This is a genomic window from Pseudomonas sp. LW8 (assembly GCF_041956865.1).
In the GTDB taxonomy this organism is placed as follows: Bacteria; Pseudomonadota; Gammaproteobacteria; order Pseudomonadales; family Pseudomonadaceae; genus Aquipseudomonas; species Aquipseudomonas siliginis.
In genome coordinates this window covers 3,758,830-3,778,159 of record NZ_CP168138.1, presented here as the reverse complement: position 1 = coordinate 3,778,159, position 19,330 = coordinate 3,758,830, and the positions used below count along the sequence as shown (strand labels likewise).

Genomic DNA, 19,330 nt, shown 5'->3' with positions numbered 1-19,330 from the left:
AAGCTTATGAACGTAACGATTTTGCATGGCTACAGTGCGTCCAACTCCGGTGACGGTCTGCTCGTCGATCTGGCCATTGCTCTGGTGCAGCGTAACTTCGGTGACGACACCGCGATCAGTGTCGTGGCGTCCGACCCTGAGTCGTTCAACTATCTGCCGCACCCGCGTTTCGATGCGCCGGTGATGGCGGCCAAGGGTCTGGGGCGGGTCAAGCAAGCGGTGTTTCTCAATCAGTCCTACGCCGGGCTCGCCGATCTGTTGAAGAAAACCGATCTGATCGTCGGTGTCGGCGGCGGTTACATGCGTTCGAAAAGCGCCTTCGAGCACATCAAGCTGAAGCTCGGCCATGCCAAGCAATTGGAAACCGCGATCCTCAGCAAGGTGCCTTCGGTGTACCTGCCGCAGAGCATCGGCCCATTCCACGGCGAGAGCAGCAAGATCGTCGAACACTACGCCAGCGCCGATGCGGTGTTCGTGCGTGACAACCGTTCCTCGGCGATTTTTGACGCTTGCGAAAACGTCTACCGCGCGCCGGATCTGGCCGTGCAGTCGCTGGCGAGCAAGATTCTTCAGCAACCGAAATTCACCCGCTGCGCCGCCTCGCCGGCGACCGTCTGCGTGGTGCTGCGCAAGCCACCGGAGTGGAGCAAAGAGAAGAAGGTCGCTTACGTGGCCAATCTGAAACTGCTGCTGCAGCGTCTGAAGAACAAAAGCAAAGTGGTCTGCGCGGTACAGAGCGCGGTGCGTGGCAACGATGACGGCGCGTTCTACCGCGAGCTGGGCATCAACGAAGACCTGCTGTCGCTGAAGGCAACCATCGCCAAATACCAACCCGATCTGGTGATCTCGGTGCGTCTGCACGGCGCCATCGAATCGCTGCTCTCCGGCGTGCCGGCGTATCACATCAGCTACGAGCGCAAAGGCTTTGGCGCCTATCAGGACATGGGCGTCGAGGACTGGGTGATCAACGGCGGCGACATCGACGTCGACACCATCATCAACACCGTTTACGCGCCCAATGCCTTGGCGGATTTCGGCAAGCGCCTGACTGACACCTGCCGCGAAATCGAAGCGAAAACCGTGGCCATGGACGAAATCATCAAGGGTGTCGTTCGATGATATTTCGGCTGTTGCTTCGCGGCGGAGCCTTGGGCGCGAAGTTCTTGCTGGTGTTGGCCATCACCCATTACCTCGGTTACGAGGCGCTGGGTTTTTACGGTGTGGTGGTCGCGGCTTCGCTGATCGCTTCGAAGTTCTACAGCGTCGGCTTCAGTTCCGAAATCAACCGTTTGATCAGCGTCGGCGGCAGCTCGCGGCGGGTGGTCGACAAGGTTCTGCTGCTGTATCTGGCGGTCGGGCTGTTGTTGTCGGTACTGACGGTGCTGGTCTATTCGCTGTTCCAGTCGGTGGAAGCGACCGCCACGCTGATCCTGTGCGTGACCCTGGTGCTGCTCACCGAGCACCTGTCGTTCGAAATCAATTCCTTCGTGTTTTCTGCGCAGAAAGCCACCGCCGGCGCCTTGCTGTTCTTCATCAAGACCGGCCTGTGGGCGGTGTTGGCGGTGGGCGGCATGGTGCTCGGCTGGGTCGCGGGCATCGCCAGTGTGTTGTGGCTGTGGGTCGCCGCCAACGTGCTGGTGATCATTGCGGGTTACCTGATCGTGGTGAACGTGCACAAGGGCCGCGAAGCAGCGACGCTGGACACCGCGACGGTGTGGAAGGCCGGGTTGCCGTTCTATCTCGGCACCGGTCTGATCGCGCTGAGTCAGTACGCCGAGCGCTTTCTGATCATCGACCTGGAGCCCTACGCCAGCCTCGGTAAATATGTGTACGCGTGGTCGGCGGCGAACACTTTGCAGGCGTTGTCGTATGCGGTGGTGGCGGTGGTCGGCATTCCGGTGTTGGCCAAGCGTTTCCAGGCCGATCAGCAGGCATTCACGGTCAAGCAACTGTTCGTCAACAAATGGGTGATGCGCTCGCTAGCGGTCTCCGCCGTTGTGGCCGTGGCGATCTATGTGTTTTTCAATGTGCTGCTCGATTACGTCGCCGCCAGCGTGCCGCGTCCGGATAACGCGCTCCTCGCGGTGCTGATCTTTTCCTTCGCCTTGCGGGCGATTGGCGACATTGTCTGGGGCGGTTTGATTGCTTCGAAAAACAGCCGGGTGTCGCTGGCCAGCGCGGCGCTCTGTCTGCTGATTTCAGTGCCGGTCAGCTATGTGCTGATCAAGCATTACTCGATCTATGGCGCGGCGTGGGGCAACGTCTTCGCCATCGTCGTGCAGCTTGCTGTGATTGCAGCGTTGACCCGTGTCAGCGGCGCGAAAAAGGCTGCGCTGTCATGGGCCTGAAATTGCCGCGCATCGAGTTTCGTGGGCGCAAATTTGATTCGTCGATTTCCTTTCTGATCCTGTTCACCGGGCTGTTTCTGTCAGTGGCGATGCCGTTGCTGGTGCCGCGTGATCCGGGGCCGGATGCGATGACCTTGTGGTCGTCATATGCGCGTGCCGACAACTGCAATTTCTGGAATCCGTTCTCACCGGATCGCTCGTCCTACGAATGTTCGGCGTTCCTGCTGCGGCCTACCGGGATCAACCTGACCAATGCCTGGGCCTACGGCATGTTCTGCAATTTCTTCCTCACCGCAATTCCGGTAGTGGTGTTCCGGCGCATGCCGTTGACCATCTTCGGCACCCTGTGCCTGTGGGGCATCGTGCGCTCGTTTTTCCTCGAGAACCTGACCAAGGAAATCATCGTGTCGGTAGCGGTGTTGAGCATTCTGCTCAGCGCATTGACGCGCAAATATCGCGGCGGTTTTTTTCTCTCGGCGGTGATTTACGGTGTGCTGATCCGGCCGTACTGGATTCTGTTTTCGCTGTCGTGGGTCGGCGTCTGCGTGATGAAAAAGTACGTCTCGCGCTTCACCTTCTTTCTGATGCTGTTCCTGTTTTATCTGGCGGTGGCCATGGCCATTCAGCTGGCGCTGGGCTTTCCGGTGTCGTCGATCCGGGCGAGCAACAACGAGCTGCGCACGGCGGGCGAGGAGGGCTCGAAGTCGCTCATCGTGTCGTGGCTCAGCGGCAGTGACTTCGTTTCCCAGGCACTGGACTCGATGATCATTTTCTTCCGCCTGTCGTTTCCGGTTGAGCTGATTCTGCTGTCCGGGCCGGGGCAGGTGATCTTCGTTGCGCTGATGATCATGACCGCGCTGCTACTGTTCAAAGTCATCACTTCGACCGACTACAAGGGCGCGCCGATCCAGACCAAACCCAAGGAACTGATCGCGATTCCTCTGGCGTTTCTGTTGGTGCAGGGCTTGTTCGAGCCGGACTTCGGCTCCTTTGCCCGACACTTCTCGATGGTCGTGCCGGTGTTGTTCGTCGGCCTGGGCTTGATGCTGCGCGCGAACAAACCGGTGCAGGTCGAATCAAGAATTCTCACTTAAGGCAGGTGCTCTATGTCGAGCAAGAAAAAATCCCTGGAGATCGAAACCCTGCGCGGCCTGGCGTGCCTGCTGCTGGTGCTCTATCACGTCATCGGCCCGCTGGGCGGAGGCTTGAAGATCGACATCGGCTCGCCGTTCCGGGTCATCGCCGACTCGATGGTGTATGTGCGCATGCCGCTGTTCACGTTTATCTCCGGCTACATCTATTCGATCTACAAGATTCGCGGCAATGACTTTTCCGCCTTCTTCGCTGGCAAGGTGCGGCGGCTGATCGTGCCGCTGTTCTGCGTCGGCGTGCCGTTCTCGGTGCTGCAAGCGGTGGGGCCGGGGGTGAACAAGGACGTCGGCGTGATCGACGCGTTGTTGTCGTTCTGGGTGCCGATCAACCACTTCTGGTTCCTGCAGGCGGTGTTCAGCATTTTCATCTTCGTCGGCTTGCTGGAGTGGCGCGGCCTGTTGCGTTCAGCGACGCGGCTGTATGGCTTGTTTGCGTTTGCGGCAGTGTTGTTCCTGCTGCCGCCGTTGCCGCTGGATGCGTTCGGTATCAACGGTGCGATTTACCTGCTGCCGTTTTTTGTTGCAGGGATGATTGGGCAGGAAAATGTCGATGTTTTGAAGCAGCGTTTCAAAGTGATCGGGCCGCTGCTGTTTGTGTTGATTTCACTGACGCTGTTGTACGTCGCGGCGATCGATCGTGAGCTGATTGTCGATCGTCGCAGTGTGATTGGTTTGACGGTAGGGTGCGTGTCTTGTATCGCATTGCTGTCGAGTGACATGCGCTCGAAAGCGCTGACCTGGCTCGGCGGATATTCCTATGCGATTTTCCTTTTCCATGTGCTGTTCGCAGCGACCTCGCGGTTTGTCCTCGGGCGCCTCGGCGTGAAGGATGAGAGCTTGCTGGTGCCTGGTGGTCTGAGTTGTGGATTGCTCGGGCCGGTGCTGTTGGCGATGGTGTTCAGTCGGTTCAATTTCACTTCGGTGTTGTTCCTTGGCGAGCGTGCGGCGAAGAGGAAAGCACCGGTGATTGTCGCTCCGGTGGTGCAGACGCAGAACAGCTGAAAGCTTCGCGAGCAGGCTCGCTCCCACAGAGGTTGTGTGGATTGCGTCTTTTGTGGGAGCGAGCCTGCTCGCGAAGGGGCCATCCCGGACAAAGGAAAATATTCAATGATGCCAGTAGACGCCCCTCAACCAGTCGCCACCTCGGCCATCACGGTAGACGATGCCCGCCAGCGCTTTGCGCAGTGGCGCGACGGCAAGACCGGCAAGGTGCTGGCGGTTTCGGTGATCGGCGACAGCTACACCGCCGGGCAGGATTTCTACCTGAACAAACTGGTGCAGCGAGTGGCCGCCGAGGTGGGTTTTGCCGGCCCCGGTTACGTCGGTTTCAACCACGGCGCGGCGCTGGGCGGCACGCACTTCAAATACACCCGCAGCAGCGACAAATACTTCGGCGGCGGCTGGAAGGTTTCCGACCTGGGCCAGGCCAGCCCGGACAGTCGCACGATCAGCGGCAAGCCGGGTGCCTGGGTGCAAGTCGATGCCAGCCCTTCGCCGCGCATCGATACCACGGTCACTCAGGCGAAACTGTTGTATCTGGGCAATGGCGAGTCCGACGAGTTGCGCTATCGCTGGTCGCCCGCGCAAGACTGGCAACCGTTGAAACTCGCAGGCTCAGGTGTTCAGGAAGTCGCGCTAGCGGGCGTTCCATCAGCCGCAGACTGGTCATTCAGACTGGAAGTGGTGAAGGGCGCGCCCACGTTGTTCGGCCTTTGGATGACAAATGATGAGAAGGGCATTCGGGTGTCGAAACTGGCGGCCTCCGGCGCGGCATCGGCGGATTTCTATCACGCCGATCGACAGTGGCAGGCGCAGTGGAAAGCGGTGGTGTCGAAGATCCCGGCCGACGTTTACCTGATCATGCTCGGCGGCAACGATCAGGGCTTCGGCGTCAAACCTGCGCAGTACCTGCAAAACGTTCAGGGCCTGGTGAGCATGCTGCGTGAGATTCAGCCGGCGGCGAGTATCAACCTGATCATGCGTCAGGACACCACGCGTTCCAGCGCTTACCCGATGTCGGCCTATGCGCAGGTGCTCGAGCCGTGGGCGCATGAGCAGCAGCTCGGTTTTGCCAACCTGCAATGCGCGTTCGGCCCCGACGTCAAACGCTACGCCAGCGCGATGATCGGGCCGGACAAGATTCATCCATTGCCAGCCACGGGCGGGAAGGTGATTGCCGATTATTTTTATGGCTGGATAACTGGTCCGAGTACCGGTTGCGACGACTCGCCACCATGATCGTTCCCACGCTCCGCGTGGGAATGCCGCCCGGGACGCTCCGCGTCCCTCCGCAGCGTGACGCAGAGCGTCACCGGATGCATTCCCACGCGGAGCGTGGGAACGATCAATGCTGACTGTGCCGCCGCTTTCGCGAGCAGGCTCGCTCCCACAATGGATCGGCGTGAAGCCCGGGTGATCAGGCGTCGTGCTTGAAGGCGTCGATGAGCCCCAGCAGTTCGTCAAGCTTGCGCGGCATCAACCGCGCATCACAACGGGTTTCCACGTTGATGATGATCGCCGGGTCGTTGCAGCAGATGCGCACGCGAAAGCGCCAGTCGCTGAAGATCACTTTCAGGCCATCGCGGTCATCCATTTCCAGCGCCTGTTCGCCATACAACGCCTTCAGATGCGCGAGTAGCGGATAGGGATCACGCAGCGGCCGGCGGATATCGCCGGACGCAGGAAACACACCGATCCGCTCCACCAGCAGAATCGTGCCCAGCCAGGTTTCGTTGGCGCTGGGCAGCGGTTGATGGCGCGACAACCAGCTCATCACCCCGAGGTTGCCCACCTCACGTTCAATCTCTGTCGAATGTTGTGCAATGTTCATGGTTGCCTGCCTGTGGGGAGAGAAAAGCCGTCTCAGCGGCCCTTGAGGTACACGTTGTCGTAGCAGAAATTGGTCGCCTGCAGATAACCCTCTGCATCGCCGCAGTCGAAGCGCAGGCCTTTGAATTTGTAGGCCAGCACGCAGCCGTTCTGTGCCTGTTTCATCAGTGCGTCGGTGATCTGGATTTCGCCGCCCTTGCCCGGTTCGGTGTCGGCAATCAGGTCGAAGATGTCCGGGGTGAGGATGTAGCGCCCGATGATCGCCAGGTTCGACGGCGCGTCCTGCGGCGCCGGTTTTTCCACCATGTTGTTGACCCGGTAGATGCCCTCGGAAATCAGCTCACCGGCAATCACGCCGTACTTGTGAGTCTGGTCGGCCGGGACTTCCTGAATGGCGACGATCGAGCAGCGAAATTTCTTGTACAGCTGGATCATCTGCGACAGCACGCCGTCGCCTTCGAGGTTCAGGCACAGGTCGTCGGCCAGCACCACGGCAAACGGCTCGTCGCCGATCAATGGGCGACCGCTGAGAATGGCGTGGCCCAGGCCTTTCATTTCCACCTGACGCGTGTAGGAGAAGGTGCAGGTGTCGATCAGCTCGCGGGTGCCGGCGAGGAATTTCTCTTTCTCGGTGCCGCGAATCTGGTGCTCGAGTTCGTAGCTGATGTCGAAGTGGTCTTCCAGCGCGCGCTTGCCCCGGCCGGTGACGATGGCCATGTGTTGCAGGCCAGCGTCCCGTGCTTCTTCAACGGCGTATTCGATCAACGGCTTGTTGACGATCGGCAGCATCTCTTTCGGCATGGCTTTGGTCGCCGGCAAGAAACGCGTGCCGTAGCCGGCAGCGGGGAACAAACATTTACGAATCATAAAAGTATCCTGGACAGTCATGGAACACAGGCGACGGTTGCGCGCCACAAAGTGGCGGCAAGTTTCAATGATTATTGAAGGCTTACTTTAATACCCGAGTCAGGTTGTTGCTGGCAATTAGTTGTGCTGTTAAAAAGCGCTAATGTTATGAGATGTCGACTACTTGGTTGTAAGTTATTTTTAGTCGGTATCTGTCGATAGTGATAAGTATCCAGGGAGTGCTAATAAGTACCCGTCAAACAGTTTGACCGGCAAAAATAATTATTGCCAGTGGTTGAACTAAATTTGTTTGAGGTTGTTGTCGCCCTGTTTGTGTGAATTGCTCCGCATATCCACCAGGCATGGCTTGACACGCTACCGGGTATTTATTCAATGACGGACCACGCTATGAAGATTCTGGTAACGGGTGGTGCCGGCTATATCGGCTCGCATACCACACTTGCATTGCTTGAAGCAGGTTATGAAGTTGTCGTTCTGGATAATCTTTGTAACAGCAGCGACGCAGCACTTCACGCCGTTGAAGCCATTTGCGGCAAAAGTGCATGGATGATTCGCGGCGATGTCTGCGATCGGCCGCTGCTCGACCGGATTTTCCGCGAACATCAGATCGACGCCGTGCTGCATTTCGCCGGGCTGAAAGCCGTGGGCGAGAGTGTGCGCAAACCACTCGAATACTACGAAACCAACGTCGGCGGCAGCATCACCCTGTGCCAGGCGATGGCGGCGGCGGGGGTGTTCCGGCTGGTGTTCAGTTCCTCGGCAACGGTGTACGGCGAGCCCGAAGAGATGCCGATTCGCGAGGATTTTCCGACGGGCAATCCGACCAATCCCTACGGCCAATCCAAGCTGATCGTCGAGAACGTGCTGCGCGACCTGAGCCTCGCCGAGCCGCGCTGGAGTATCGCGCTGCTGCGCTATTTCAATCCGATCGGCGCCCACGCCAGCGGGCACATGGGCGAAGACCCCAACGGCATCCCGAACAACCTGGTGCCGTATATCAGCCAGGTCGCGGTCGGCAGCCTGCGCGAGCTGTCGATCTTCGGTAACGATTACCCGACCGCCGATGGCACCGGCGTGCGCGATTACATTCATGTCGTCGATCTGGCGGATGGGCATTTGAAAGCGTTGCAGTCGATCAGCGAGCGCACCGGCATTCACACCTGGAACCTCGGCACCGGCGACGGCTACAGCGTGCTGCAGGTGCTACATGCCTTCGAACAGGCCTGCGGGCGGCCGGTGCCGTACCGGATGATGCCGCGCCGCGCCGGTGATATCGCTGAGAGTTTTGCCGATGCTTCGAAAGCGGCGAAAGAACTCGGCTGGAAAGCCACGCGCAACTTGCAGGACATGGTTGCCGACACTTGGCGCTGGCAATCGAATCATCCCAATGGTTATTCGCGATGATGGCCATTTAGTCCGATGTTAGTTTCAGTCAGGTTGTTAGATAACGTCGGGAAATTACACTGGCAATGCCTTTTGCAAGTCCGTAGATATAAACCTGCCGTTCGACTTTAGCAGTTGCACAGGACTGTGAAAGAACAGCGGATCTTGTTCGCGCTCTTTGCGGACTTGAAAGCTACCAGCTCTGACACAGATCTGTTTTTTAACAGTTCGAATGTTAGAAAGGAGTTGTTATGAAAAAAGTGATGGCAGTTGCCCTGTTGACGATGTTGAGCAACTGGGCTGCCGCCGCTGAAGCGCCGTTGACAGCGGTAACCAATGTAGGTGGCAGTGTGGCGGCTTCGCAAGCGCCCGCGGCCAGTACTGCAATGGTTGCCAGTGCTGTAGCGGCGTCCAACAGCGGTGGCAGTGCCAACGGCGGTACCACCGGTACGACGGGTACCACCGGTACAACCGGCACGCATAACTAACAGGAACATTTGTTAGTGCAGTACAGAGTCGCCCGACGCAAGTCGGGTGACTTTGTTTTTTGGATTCGCCCTTGAATAGCGTAGTGCCATTATGACTCGTAGTGTTTATCTTTTAATGTTGGCAAGTCTCGCTTTGCAAGGTTGCATGTTTTCCCCCGGCCAGTACCTGAGCACCAGCGATATCACCCGCCAGGGTGCCAGCGAAAGCAGTCGGGTCGAGCTGATCCCGATCACCCCGAAGCTGATCGCCATGAACCGCGCCACGCAAAAGCGTGAGTCACTGCCGGCGGAGCTGCTGGTGACGCCGGCGGAATATCGCATCGGCAACAATGACGTGCTGTACATCACCGTCTGGGATCACCCGGAGCTCACCGCCCCCTCCGGCGCGCAACAACAGATCGATGCCAACGGCCGACTGGTGCGCTCCGATGGCACGCTGTATTACCCGTTCATCAAGGAAGTCCAGGCCGCCGGCCGGACCATCCAGCAACTGCGTGCGGACATCGAACAACGCCTGTCGGCATTCATCGCCGAGCCGCAGGTCGACGTCGCGGTGTTGCGCTTCGCCAGTCAGAAAGTCGTGGTCACCGGCGCCGTCACGAAGGCCGGCCCGCAAGCGATTTCGACCAATCCGTTGAGCGTGGTCGAAGCCCTCGGTTCCGCTGGCATCGACACCAATAACGCCGACTTGTCGGGCCTGCTGCTGACGCGCAACGGGCGGGTCTATCCACTCAATCTCGACACGCTCAATCAGCAGGATTCCGAACTGCAGAACGTCTACCTCAAGGGCGGCGATCAGCTGTATCTGCCGTACAACGACAACAAGCGCATCTACGTCATGGGCGAGGTCAACCAGCCGCGCGCGCTGAGCTTCAAGACCGCAACCATGAACCTGTCCGACGTGCTCGGTTCGGTCGGTGGCCTGAGTCAGACCAGTTCCAATGGCAACGCGGTGTACGTGATTCGCGGCGTGGAAAATCTCGACGTCGAGCCGGCGAAGATCTATCAGCTCGAAGCCGAATCACCGACCGCCATGGCGCTGGCTTCGCACTTCCAGGTGCGGCCACAGGATGTGGTCTACGTCGGCCCGGCCAACGTCACTCGCTGGAACCGTTTCATCAGCCAGTTGGTGCCGTCGGCGTCGATTGTCGGCACCGGGGCTTCGGCAGCGAAGAACTGGAGCGAATACAGCAACAACAGCAAATAAGGCCGCCCGACTGTGAACCTATTGAAAGTGGGCGTCTGCCTGATGGCGGCCTCGTTGCTGTGCGGCTGCAATCCTCTGATGAGCGCGTCGCTGAACAACCTCAAGGCCGCCGTCGTCGGCCCCGACGAGGTTGACGTTTCGGCGGCCGAAGTCGCCGGGGTCAACTACCCGCAACTGAAACTGACCACACCGTCCGGCTCAGGCGTGCTGGCGCTGGTGCGCGAGCGCGAAGACCTGCAATTCTGGGTCGCCTCCGGCAAGCAGGTTTTGCTGCTGCGCGATGGCCTCGCCGTGCGCAGCATCGGCCTCGGTCTGCAAGGTGATCTGGATGGCACACGGCTGGCCGATGATTCGCCGTTCAAGCACGGTCTGCATCACGTCGCCGACGGTTTCACCACACGGCGCTGGATTGATCTGTACAAGGGCCAGGAAGTCGGCGTGATCGTCAACAGCCGCTTTTCGCGCCGTTCCACCGAGACCCTGGAGATTCTCGACAAGGCTTACTCGGTGCTGCGCGTCGATGAACAGATTGACGCGCCAGCCATCGGCCTCAGCGCGACCAACCGTTACTGGGTCGACCCGCGCGACGGTTTCATTCTGCAAAGCGAGCAACAACTGACCTCGCAATTGCGCGTGAAGCTGGTTCAGCTGACGCCTGATCGCAGGCATCTGCCGTGAAGCGCTCAAGCATTTTGGCTGCGGGTCTTTTGCTGATCGCTGGGGCGAGTCAGGCCGCCGTCATCGTGTCCGGCGACGTCGCCAATCCCGGTCCGATCGCATTGCCGCCGGGTGGACGCCTGTTCGATGTGATCAGCGAAGCCGTGCCCAATGCCGAAGGCTATTGGCTGGCGGGCGGCTTGTTGCGCCAGTCGCTGGTCGAGGAACAGACACGGCTCAAGGTTGGTGTGCTGTTCGATCTCGAGGTGCTGCAGCGCATGGCGACGCTGTTTGATCGGCCAAGCCGCGCGGCACTGGCACAGCGCGTTGCTGAAGAAGTCCGGCAAATGCCAGTGACCGGACGGCAGATCGCTGACCTCGATCCGGTGGCGGTGGAAGTCGGCTTCGCCCGCAACATGCGCCTGGATGACGGCGATCGGCTGATCTATCCGAAACGGGTTGATGAAGTGCAGGTGTTGGGCGCGGTCACCGAGCCGTGCCACCTGCCGTACCAGCCATTGCAGGAGGCCCGCGAATATCTCGAAGGCTGCTCGATTCTCGACGATGCCGAGGCCGATTACCTGTGGTTGATCCAGCCCAACGGCGTGTCGCGGCGCGTCGGCATCGCGCACTGGAATCGCGAGAGCGGGCAGTTTCCGGTGGCTGGCAGCAGGATTCTGGTGCCGATAAAAAATGATGATCTAGATCCGCCTCTTCCTGAACTGAATCAGCAGTTGGCCGAATTCATTGCCACGCAGCTGGCCGAGGTGGTTCGTTGAAGTTACGTTTTGCAGCTGTGTTGTTATTGCCCTGCGGTCTGGCCCACGCCGAGCCGCGCATCACCCAGAATGACTTCGGTGGCACCGGTCTGTTGCAGACGCCAACGGCGCGCATGGCCCCGGCCGGCGAGCTGAGCGTCAATGCCAACCGCACCGACCCGTACAGCCGCTACAGCGTGTCGTTGCAACCGCTGGACTGGCTCGAAGGTTCGTTCCGCTACACCGCGATCACCAACCGGCCGTACGGCTCGGAGGCCCTCAGCGGCAGCCAAAGCTACAAGGACAAGGCGGTCGACGCCAAAGTGCGCCTGTGGCAGGAAAGCCACTGGGCGCCGGAAGTGGCGCTGGGCTTTCGAGATATCGGTGGTACCGGTTTGTTCTCCAGCGAATTCTTCGTCGCCAACAAGCGCTTCGACAATTTCGATTTCAGTGCCGGCATCGCCTGGGGCTACATCGGTAATCGCGGCGACTTCGACAACCCGCTGGGCTACGTCAGCAGCCGCTTCGATACGCGCCCGGCGCTGGAAGGCACCGGTGACGTCAACTCCGGCGCGTACTTTCGTGGCAAGCCTTCTCTGTTCGGTGGCGTGAGCTACCAGACGCCGTGGGATCGGCTGAGCCTGAAGCTGGAATTCGAAGGCAACGACTACAAGAACGAGCCGAAGGACAACGAGATCAAACAGGACTCGCCGATCAACCTTGGCGCGGTGTTCAAGGTGACCGATTCGATCGACCTGAGCGCTGCCTGGGAACGGGGCAATACGGCGATGTTCGGCGTGACCTTTCACACCAATTTCGTCAGCCGCAAAGCGCCGGCCAAGACCTACGATCCGACTCCCGAACCGCTGCCGGCGAAGGCGCCGACGACCTCGATGGAACAGGTCAACTGGGCCGATGTGTCGCGGCGTTTGCAGCAGAACGCCGGGTACAAGGTCGAGCGCATCAGTCAGCGCGATTCCGAACTGATCGTCTACGGCGAGCAGCAGCGGTATTTCCATTCGTCCAAAGCCGTTGGCCGCGCGAGCCGGATTCTCGACAACAGCGTCAACGACGACATCGACTGGTTTACCGTGGTCAACAAGCGCTACGACCTGCCGCTGGAAGAAACCAGCCTGCCGCGCCAGACCTTCCGCGAAGTGATCAACAATGAAGAACCGTTGGAGTCGCTGCACCGCACCACCGAAATCAACCCGGCGATGCCGCGCAACGAGAAGACCCTCTACACCGAAGCGCCGCAGCATTTCAGCTATGGCGTGGGTCTGGGCTTCAAGCAGAACGTCGGCGGCCCGGATGGTTTGCTCTATCAATTCAGTGCCGATGCGGACGCGGAATATCGTTTCAACCGCAACACTTGGTGGAGCGGTTTGCTCAGCGCCAACCTGGTCAACAACTTCGACAAATTCGTCTACGACGCACCGAGCGGTTTGCCCCGCGTGCGCACGGATTTGCGCCAGTACCTGACCACGTCAAACACGACCATGCCGTTGTTCCAGCTCAGCCATGCCGAGCAGTTGGACAAGGATCTGTACGGCATGGTGTACGGCGGCTATCTGGAATCGATGTTTGCCGGCGTCGGCGCGGAAGTGTTGTTCCGCCCGACCGGCGAGCGCTGGTCGCTGGGCGCGGATCTGAACTGGGTGCGCCAGCGTGATTTCGATCAGGGCTTTGCCTTGCGCGATTACTCGGTAGTGACCGGGCATATCACCGGCTATACCGACCTGCCGTTCGACACGCTGGCGGCGGTCAGTGTCGGTCGCTATCTGGCCGGAGACTGGGGCACCACCGTGGACATCTCGCGTGAGTTCTTCAACGGCGTGCGGGTCGGTGCCTGGGCAACCATCACCACGGCCAGCAGCGCGGAATATGGCGAAGGTAGTTTCGACAAGGGCCTGTACCTGTCGATCCCGTTCGACGAAATGATGAGCATGTCGACCATGCGCCGCGCCAACCTGGTCTGGGCGCCACTGACTCGAGATGGCGGCGCCAGACTGAGCCGCAGCTATCAACTGCACTCGATGACGGATAGCCGGGAAGGGGACATGTTCTATCGCAACTTCGAGAAGATTACCGAGTAGGCGCTGGTCTGTGGGAGCGAGCCTGCTCGCGATGGTCCGGCACATCCAACATCTCCATCGCCTGACACACCGCTTTCGCGAGCAGGCTCGCTCCCACAACTGATCGGCGTCACGCCACACATCCAGGGCATCGCCCGAATCCCTGTGGGAGCGAGCCTGCTCGCGATAGCTTCGTGTCAGCCGACATCGTCATTGACTGACCCACCGCCATCGCGAGCAGGCTCACTCCTACAAGGTTTGTGCCGGTAGTCGATACCGGTTACCAAAATCCCGCCCACAAAAAAGGGGACTTTCGTCCCCTTGTGATCTGCAGCGCTGAGCCTCAGTAAATATCCTTCGACAACAACGTAAACGGCGTCTTCACGAGGATCTTCAGATCCAGCCACAACGACCAGCTGTTGATGTACTGCAGGTCGATCTCGACACGCTTCTGCATCTTGTCGATGGTGTCGGTCTCACCCCGGCAGCCGCTGATCTGTGCCAGGCCAGTGATGCCCGGTTTGATTCGGTGACGCGCCATGTAAGCGAGGATCTTGCCCGAGTAGTAATTGTTGTGCGCCACCGCATGCGGCCGTGGCCCCACCAGCGCCATGTGCCCCTGCAACACGTTGAACAACTGCGGCAACTCATCCAGCGAAGTACGGCGGATAAAACGACCTACTGCGGTAATGCGCGAGTCATTGCGGCTGGCCTGTTTCACTTCGCGGTCATCGTGGACACGCATCGAGCGGAATTTCCAGACCTTGATCACCTTGCCGTTCCAGCCATGGCGGTCCTGCTTGAAAAACACCGGGCCGGGCGAGTTGATTTTCACCGCCAGAGCGATGATCAACAGCAGCGGACTGAGCGCAATGATCGCCAGGAACGCCACGGTTTTCTCAACCAGACTCTTGCTCAGAGCAGCGGTCGGGCGGCTGGTCAGCGGGCTTTCGTTCAGGTAAATCGCCGGCAGGCCGTCCACGACTTTCACCGAGTGGTTGAGCAGGGTCAGGCTGTTCAAGTCCGGCACCCACACCACATCGACGTTGGCGCCGAGCAAATCGACATACATCGCTTCGATTTTCGCGGCTTCGCACAGGGGCAGGGTGATGTACAAACGACGGATGTCGTGGGCCTCGATCAGCTCAAGCAACTCGTCCTGAGCACCAACGATACGCGGTGCATCGGAGCCGAGAGCGGGCTTGTCTCCGTTGCTGACCAGCCCGATCAGCGGCAGGTTTTCCAGTTGGCTGAGTTTTTTCGCCAGGCCCAACGCCAGTTCGCCGGTGCCGACAATCAGCGTCCGGTGTTCGCTTTTACGCGAACGCTGGTAGAACTTGGAAAACGCATGCAGCGGCGCGTAGAGGAACGCCTGACCGAGGAAGCCGTACACCGCCCAGCTCAGAATCACCTGACGGGAAAACAGCTCATCGGCCTGGCAGACAAACGCGATGCACGCCAGCGCGGCCATGGTCATCGACCAGCCCATGAACAAGCGGCCGAGGCCGGTCAGGTAGTTGTCGCGTTTGCGATAAACGCCGCTGAATGTGTAAGCCGGCACCGAAGCCAGGACGGCGAGGGTGGCGCACATTCGGTAGTAGAACGCGACGGTGCCGGTGTGCTGTTCAGCGAGAATGAACAGCAGCGTCACAACGAAAGCCTGTGCCAGCGCCCATTGGCCCCAAAAGGTCAGTCCCTTGAGGCCCGTGCTTCGATTAATACTGAGAGAAAGATCCATACGATATCCCCAAAAGACGTCCATTCAGGTTTCAACAGTTGAAAGCCGAGTTGTTATGCAGACTTATTGTTTTTGTTTTAGCGAGTGTCTTGAGGTAACAACATCGAGAGCCGAACTGTCGTCAGCCAATAGACTAAGTTATTGCCGGGAATGGTGTCTGACGAGTTCTAACAAGATGGCACAGTGCCAACTTTTTAATAATTAAATAGATGGCTGTTAGAAAAGGTCGTAGAGCGGGGGATGAAAAGGCGAGGAGGTATTTGTTACTGTTGCAGGGTGGAGGCAGGGAAGCTTTTATTGAATCAGGGAGGGAAAACCAGACAGAGTGCTCTTCTTGTTGTTGTAGTCGCACTTTATATCTGTTTGTCTCGGTTTTAGTGGCGCCGGTGATTACGCTACGACTTCCTGGATCAGGCAATATCCGCGATTTCTTACGGCTCGGAACAATCGCTCGCCATTACTCGCACTCTTGAACTTGTCCTGCAATCGGCTCAGGCACATTTCCAGGCCACGGTATTGCTCGGGTTCCCGACCAATGCTGATGATCAGGTCATCACGACTGACCACGCGCTCTTCATGGCTCAGCATTTTCCTGACCAGAGCGGTTTCCAGGCCAGTCAGGCTGATCGCAACATTGTCCTTGAGCAACACGCCTTGTTCATCGTCGAGATGCCAAGTATCGCTGCAAGGTTCAGTGCTGTCGCTGACATTGGAGATATGAGCGCGTTCTGCACTGCGGGTCGGGAAGCTTTGAAACGGATTGTCTGTTTGCGCGGCTCGCCATTCATTTTCAAGAGTGGCCAGTATGCGTTGAGTATCATGTTCGATACTGCGCGCAACGTTCTTTCGACTTAGGCTCGGGTAACTGAACTCCATGACCATCGGGGCGGAAGAGGGCGAAGCAACACCTTCAACAAACATTTGTGCCTGCGACGTGCCAAACGAATTGAAACGCTCACTGGACAAGATGCTTTCCAGTTCACGTTGCGACGTTGTGCTGTGCGTCACAACAACAAAATATTTTCTGGGGAGGGTTGTACTCGTTTCCATGTCTCTCTCCTAAATACACACCAAAATTGGCTAAAAGATAAATCGGCAGGCGAGCAATGACTTCCTCGGAAGTAATCGTAGGCAGGGTTCTGGCCGAAAATGGCCATCGATAAATTCCACTCGATCTGCTGCTATGTTATGGAGTTTTATTGTTATGTGGCGTGATGCCGTGCTCATTCAAGTGCTTGAGTTTTAATAAGTATGAGGCGCAATTGAAACGATATGGCTGCATCAGACGATCCTTCGTACGTATGCAAAAGGGAAGACTGCCCGAGACTCAGGCAGTCGATATCAGGCCCCGCATCAGGCGATAGCCGTAGCCGCGGATGCTCTGAATCGCGTTTGTACCATACATGTCCTTGATTTTTCCACGCAAGCGACTGATTGATTTTTCCAGTGCCCGAGGATCGTAGAAATTGCTGTTGAGGCCCATGATGCTGGCGATTTCATCATGACTCAGAATGTGATTGCCGGTGTGCGCAAAGGCTTCGAGAATCTTCATTTCGGCGAAAGAGATATCCAGTTTGCGCCGACTGTCCATCAGGCAGATTCGCGTCGGATCAAGCGTGAGATTGATATCTCGTTGCCAGTCTTCGCTGTTGAAGAACTCCGCGAGCAAGTCTTCGCTGTCATCGCTCAATGTGTTGAGCTTGATACAGGCATCCGCCCCGGCGAGGAAATATTTGATCTTGTTGACGGCACCGCGGCCGGTGACAATTGTGCAAATAAGCGGCTTCAAGTTGTCATCGCGCAGGTTCTGCACCAGGGCCAGATTTTCTTCGATGGCTTGTGGATTATCGATGATGACGAAAATGGCGCGGTAGGAACCGATGTAACCGTGCTGCTTATATGAACTAGTGAAAGCACCTGTTTCCAGGGTCATATCGGGCTGCACGTGCTTTGCGATCAGCGATCTCAAATGATCAGCCACACCCAGTGTACGACCCAGAGCAAGAACACCGGATTCATCATTTGTCGGGCGCGGACTTCTCGTCGCCAAGTTCCCTGAGAGCATCATGCGTTGACTCGAATTAGGTGCTGACATCGGGATGTTAAAGCACCGGTTCTTATCTGTGACTGACAATTGGTAACATTTGCGCGGATTTTAGACGTGTCTCCCGAGATTTCTAACAATAACTAAGCTTTTCAAGCTTTTAGTTGATTTTCTCGGGGTTGTGAAATAGCGCGTAGATGATGGCTATATGCAATGGTGCCACTATTTTGAGCTTGTGGCGATGGCTTTGTCTATGTCCTTTTGCCACTGATTGGCCATGTCAACAATGTGTGAGGTTGATCACACTTCATATCTGAACTGAAATATTTGTTGTAATAGATGTAAATTTTTTCCGTTTAGTTCGTCGGCCGACGATTACTAACAGCTCTTGAGTCTAACTCTGCATAAACCCTATTCTTCCGGATCGGCGAATCGCTGTATGCATTACTTCAGATACTCAACCCCTGAGTGTTATTGAACCGGTCGCTCACCCTGAGTGCTCTGACGGAGGATTAATGGATTTCTGGACCCTTTTCCAGGTATTGATATTAGGCGCGGTTGAAGGCCTGACCGAGTTTTTGCCCATCTCGAGTACCGGCCACCAGATTATTGTCGCCGACCTGCTCGAGTTTGGCGGCGAACGCGCGATGGCGTTCAACATCATTATTCAACTGGGGGCCATTCTTGCTGTGGTCTGGGAGTTTCGTCCGAAGATCTTCGATATCGTCAAAGGCCTGCCCACCGAGCGCAACGCGCAACGTTTCACCCTTAATCTGCTGATCGCGTTTTTCCCGGCCGTTATCCTCGGCGTGTTATTCGCCGACGCGATTCATGAATACCTGTTCAACCCGATCACCGTTGCCGTCGCCCTGGTTGTCGGCGGCATCGTCATGTTATGGGCCGAACAGCGCAGCCATGTAGTCAGCGTCGAACATGTCGACGACATGCGCTGGTCTCACGCGTTGAAGGTCGGTTTCGTACAGTGCCTGGCGATGATTCCCGGCACCTCACGCTCCGGCTCGACCATCATCGGCGGTCTGCTCTTCGGCTTGTCGCGCAAAGCCGCCACCGAGTTCTCGTTCTTCCTCGCCATGCCGACCATGGTCGGCGCCGCCGTTTATTCCGGCTACAAATACCGCGACCTGTTCCAACCCAACGACCTGCCAGTCTTCGCCCTCGGCTTCGTCACCGCCTTCATCTTCGCGATGATCGCAGTGCGTGGCCTGCTCAAATTTATCGCCAACCACAGCTATGCCGCGTTCGCGTGGTATCGGATCGCGTTTGGTTTGTTGATTCTGGCGACTTGGCTGTTCGGCTGGGTCAACTGGACCGCCGCAGCGGCCGCCTGATCACTGAGCGCTGATCAACGCCGCCACGGCGAGATCATTTAACCCCGAATCCGCCGACTCCTGACGAAAGCGCTGCAAGGCCGAGGTGAAATATGCGGCCTGCAGCATGCCGTCGCTGGCCAGATAGAGTCGCGCGTCTTCTTGCTCCTCGGCGGAGTAAACACGCTTGTGACTGTCGGTCGTTTCCTGGCTAGACGAAATAGGTGCGAGGATTAAAGACACCAAAGTGAAGGCGGAAAGCTGCGTCACCTCCCACGGCGTATCGGTACGGCCCATGCAAAAGCCATCGCAGTGCGCATAAACGTCGGAAGTGAAGCTGAATAAGGCGAGGAGGGTGAAACGCTTGAAAGCAGAAAAACTAAACGCGGGCATAAACAAAAGACATCCTGTCAGTACATCAAAACAGCGGGCAACGCTCATGCGTCGCCCGCACACT

The 19,330-nt window shown here is 57.9% G+C and carries 18 protein-coding genes; 12 read left to right on the top strand and 6 right to left on the bottom strand.

Going from position 1 to position 19,330, the window contains the following annotated elements; translation table 11 throughout:
* The first annotated feature begins 6 nt into the window (after positions 1-6).
* The 5 genes from AB9L16_RS17060 (at position 7) to AB9L16_RS17040 (ending at position 5,737) form a co-directional block, all read left to right on the top strand.
* The gene (locus tag AB9L16_RS17060; protein ID WP_041477306.1) at positions 7-1,119 is read left to right on the top strand and encodes a polysaccharide pyruvyl transferase family protein; all 1,113 of its coding nucleotides are present in this window, start codon (positions 7-9) and stop codon (positions 1,117-1,119) included.
* The gene (locus AB9L16_RS17055) at positions 1,116-2,348 is read left to right on the top strand and encodes a phosphoribosylaminoimidazole carboxylase (RefSeq protein WP_375122443.1); all 1,233 of its coding nucleotides are present in this window, start codon (positions 1,116-1,118) and stop codon (positions 2,346-2,348) included. Before AB9L16_RS17060 ends, AB9L16_RS17055 begins: the two co-directional genes overlap by 4 nt.
* A complete protein-coding gene (locus AB9L16_RS17050) occupies positions 2,339-3,442 on the top strand; it encodes a hypothetical protein (protein WP_016775461.1) in 1,104 nt (367 codons plus the stop codon). Before AB9L16_RS17055 ends, AB9L16_RS17050 begins: the two co-directional genes overlap by 10 nt.
* Positions 3,443-3,454: 12 nt before the next feature.
* A complete protein-coding gene (locus tag AB9L16_RS17045; protein WP_375122442.1) occupies positions 3,455-4,501 on the top strand; it encodes an acyltransferase family protein in 1,047 nt (348 codons plus the stop codon).
* A gap of 105 nt (positions 4,502-4,606) precedes the next feature.
* The gene (locus tag AB9L16_RS17040; protein WP_375122441.1) at positions 4,607-5,737 is read left to right on the top strand and encodes an SGNH/GDSL hydrolase family protein; all 1,131 of its coding nucleotides are present in this window, start codon (positions 4,607-4,609) and stop codon (positions 5,735-5,737) included.
* Between the two features lie 178 nt (positions 5,738-5,915).
* On the opposite strand, the gene AB9L16_RS17035 is transcribed toward AB9L16_RS17040, so the two are convergent.
* On the bottom strand, positions 5,916-6,329 hold the full coding sequence (locus AB9L16_RS17035) for a mannose-1-phosphate guanylyltransferase (protein WP_016770593.1): 414 nt from the start codon (positions 6,327-6,329) through the stop codon (positions 5,916-5,918).
* Positions 6,330-6,361: 32 nt separating this feature from the next.
* Complete coding sequence (gene galU / locus AB9L16_RS17030) at positions 6,362-7,195, bottom strand: UTP--glucose-1-phosphate uridylyltransferase GalU (RefSeq protein WP_024013613.1); 834 nt, start codon at positions 7,193-7,195, stop codon at positions 6,362-6,364.
* A gap of 387 nt (positions 7,196-7,582) precedes the next feature.
* Between galU and galE the strand changes: the two genes are divergently transcribed.
* From galE to AB9L16_RS17000, 6 genes are all read left to right on the top strand, one after another.
* Positions 7,583-8,599 carry a UDP-glucose 4-epimerase GalE gene (gene galE, locus AB9L16_RS17025; RefSeq protein WP_016775458.1) on the top strand — a complete coding sequence of 339 codons (1,017 nt, stop codon included), beginning with the start codon at positions 7,583-7,585 and terminating at the stop codon, positions 8,597-8,599.
* 230 nt (positions 8,600-8,829) lie between these two features.
* Positions 8,830-9,066: a hypothetical protein gene (locus AB9L16_RS17020; protein ID WP_016775457.1), complete on the top strand. Its 237-nt coding sequence runs from the start codon at positions 8,830-8,832 to the stop codon at positions 9,064-9,066.
* Between the two features lie 145 nt (positions 9,067-9,211).
* Positions 9,212-10,273, top strand: coding sequence for a polysaccharide biosynthesis/export family protein (locus AB9L16_RS17015; protein WP_052269119.1), 1,062 nt, complete (start codon positions 9,212-9,214; stop codon positions 10,271-10,273).
* Between the two features lie 12 nt (positions 10,274-10,285).
* Positions 10,286-10,951 carry a YjbF family lipoprotein gene (locus tag AB9L16_RS17010; protein ID WP_252882399.1) on the top strand — a complete coding sequence of 222 codons (666 nt, stop codon included), beginning with the start codon at positions 10,286-10,288 and terminating at the stop codon, positions 10,949-10,951.
* Positions 10,948-11,709, top strand: a complete 762-nt coding sequence (locus AB9L16_RS17005) for a capsule biosynthesis GfcC family protein (RefSeq protein ID WP_375122440.1) — start codon at positions 10,948-10,950, stop codon at positions 11,707-11,709. The genes AB9L16_RS17010 and AB9L16_RS17005 overlap by 4 nt, the downstream gene beginning before the upstream one ends.
* Positions 11,706-13,784 carry a YjbH domain-containing protein gene (locus AB9L16_RS17000; protein ID WP_150634841.1) on the top strand — a complete coding sequence of 693 codons (2,079 nt, stop codon included), beginning with the start codon at positions 11,706-11,708 and terminating at the stop codon, positions 13,782-13,784. Before AB9L16_RS17005 ends, AB9L16_RS17000 begins: the two co-directional genes overlap by 4 nt.
* A 322-nt stretch (positions 13,785-14,106) precedes the next feature.
* Here the strand turns inward: AB9L16_RS17000 and AB9L16_RS16995 are convergent, their stop codons facing one another.
* The 3 genes from AB9L16_RS16995 to AB9L16_RS16985 form a co-directional block, all read right to left on the bottom strand.
* Complete coding sequence (locus tag AB9L16_RS16995; protein WP_095182401.1) at positions 14,107-15,501, bottom strand: undecaprenyl-phosphate glucose phosphotransferase; 1,395 nt, start codon at positions 15,499-15,501, stop codon at positions 14,107-14,109.
* A 390-nt stretch (positions 15,502-15,891) separates the two neighbouring features.
* The gene (locus AB9L16_RS16990; RefSeq protein WP_016775451.1) at positions 15,892-16,551 is read right to left on the bottom strand and encodes a helix-turn-helix domain-containing protein; all 660 of its coding nucleotides are present in this window, start codon (positions 16,549-16,551) and stop codon (positions 15,892-15,894) included.
* Between the two features lie 277 nt (positions 16,552-16,828).
* On the bottom strand, positions 16,829-17,569 hold the full coding sequence (locus tag AB9L16_RS16985; protein WP_375122439.1) for a winged helix-turn-helix domain-containing protein: 741 nt from the start codon (positions 17,567-17,569) through the stop codon (positions 16,829-16,831).
* Positions 17,570-18,060: 491 nt separating this feature from the next.
* On the opposite strand from AB9L16_RS16985, the gene AB9L16_RS16980 reads away from it, so the two are divergent.
* Positions 18,061-18,894, top strand: coding sequence for an undecaprenyl-diphosphate phosphatase (locus AB9L16_RS16980; protein WP_252876642.1), 834 nt, complete (start codon positions 18,061-18,063; stop codon positions 18,892-18,894).
* Here the strand turns inward: AB9L16_RS16980 and AB9L16_RS16975 are convergent, their stop codons facing one another.
* Positions 18,895-19,314 (bottom strand): DUF2388 domain-containing protein, encoded by a 420-nt coding sequence (locus AB9L16_RS16975; protein WP_252867991.1) that lies wholly within the window; start codon positions 19,312-19,314, stop codon positions 18,895-18,897.
* Between the last annotated feature and the right edge of the window lie 16 nt (positions 19,315-19,330).

Coding starts and splice junctions, on each gene's coding strand:
- AB9L16_RS16985 (WP_375122439.1), bottom strand. CDS start 17,569: ATGATGCTCTCAGGGAACTTGGCGACGAGAAGTCCGCGCCCGACAAAT.
- AB9L16_RS16990 (WP_016775451.1), bottom strand. CDS start 16,551: ATGGAAACGAGTACAACCCTCCCCAGAAAATATTTTGTTGTTGTGACG.
- AB9L16_RS17045 (WP_375122442.1), top strand. CDS start 3,455: ATGTCGAGCAAGAAAAAATCCCTGGAGATCGAAACCCTGCGCGGCCTG.
- AB9L16_RS17050 (WP_016775461.1), top strand. CDS start 2,339: ATGGGCCTGAAATTGCCGCGCATCGAGTTTCGTGGGCGCAAATTTGAT.
- AB9L16_RS17060 (WP_041477306.1), top strand. CDS start 7: ATGAACGTAACGATTTTGCATGGCTACAGTGCGTCCAACTCCGGTGAC.
- AB9L16_RS16975 (WP_252867991.1), bottom strand. CDS start 19,314: ATGAGCGTTGCCCGCTGTTTTGATGTACTGACAGGATGTCTTTTGTTT.
- AB9L16_RS16980 (WP_252876642.1), top strand. CDS start 18,061: ATGGATTTCTGGACCCTTTTCCAGGTATTGATATTAGGCGCGGTTGAA.
- galE (WP_016775458.1), top strand. CDS start 7,583: ATGAAGATTCTGGTAACGGGTGGTGCCGGCTATATCGGCTCGCATACC.
- AB9L16_RS17035 (WP_016770593.1), bottom strand. CDS start 6,329: ATGAACATTGCACAACATTCGACAGAGATTGAACGTGAGGTGGGCAAC.
- galU (WP_024013613.1), bottom strand. CDS start 7,195: ATGATTCGTAAATGTTTGTTCCCCGCTGCCGGCTACGGCACGCGTTTC.
- AB9L16_RS17055 (WP_375122443.1), top strand. CDS start 1,116: ATGATATTTCGGCTGTTGCTTCGCGGCGGAGCCTTGGGCGCGAAGTTC.
- AB9L16_RS17020 (WP_016775457.1), top strand. CDS start 8,830: ATGAAAAAAGTGATGGCAGTTGCCCTGTTGACGATGTTGAGCAACTGG.
- AB9L16_RS17040 (WP_375122441.1), top strand. CDS start 4,607: ATGATGCCAGTAGACGCCCCTCAACCAGTCGCCACCTCGGCCATCACG.
- AB9L16_RS16995 (WP_095182401.1), bottom strand. CDS start 15,501: ATGGATCTTTCTCTCAGTATTAATCGAAGCACGGGCCTCAAGGGACTG.
- AB9L16_RS17015 (WP_052269119.1), top strand. CDS start 9,212: ATGTTTTCCCCCGGCCAGTACCTGAGCACCAGCGATATCACCCGCCAG.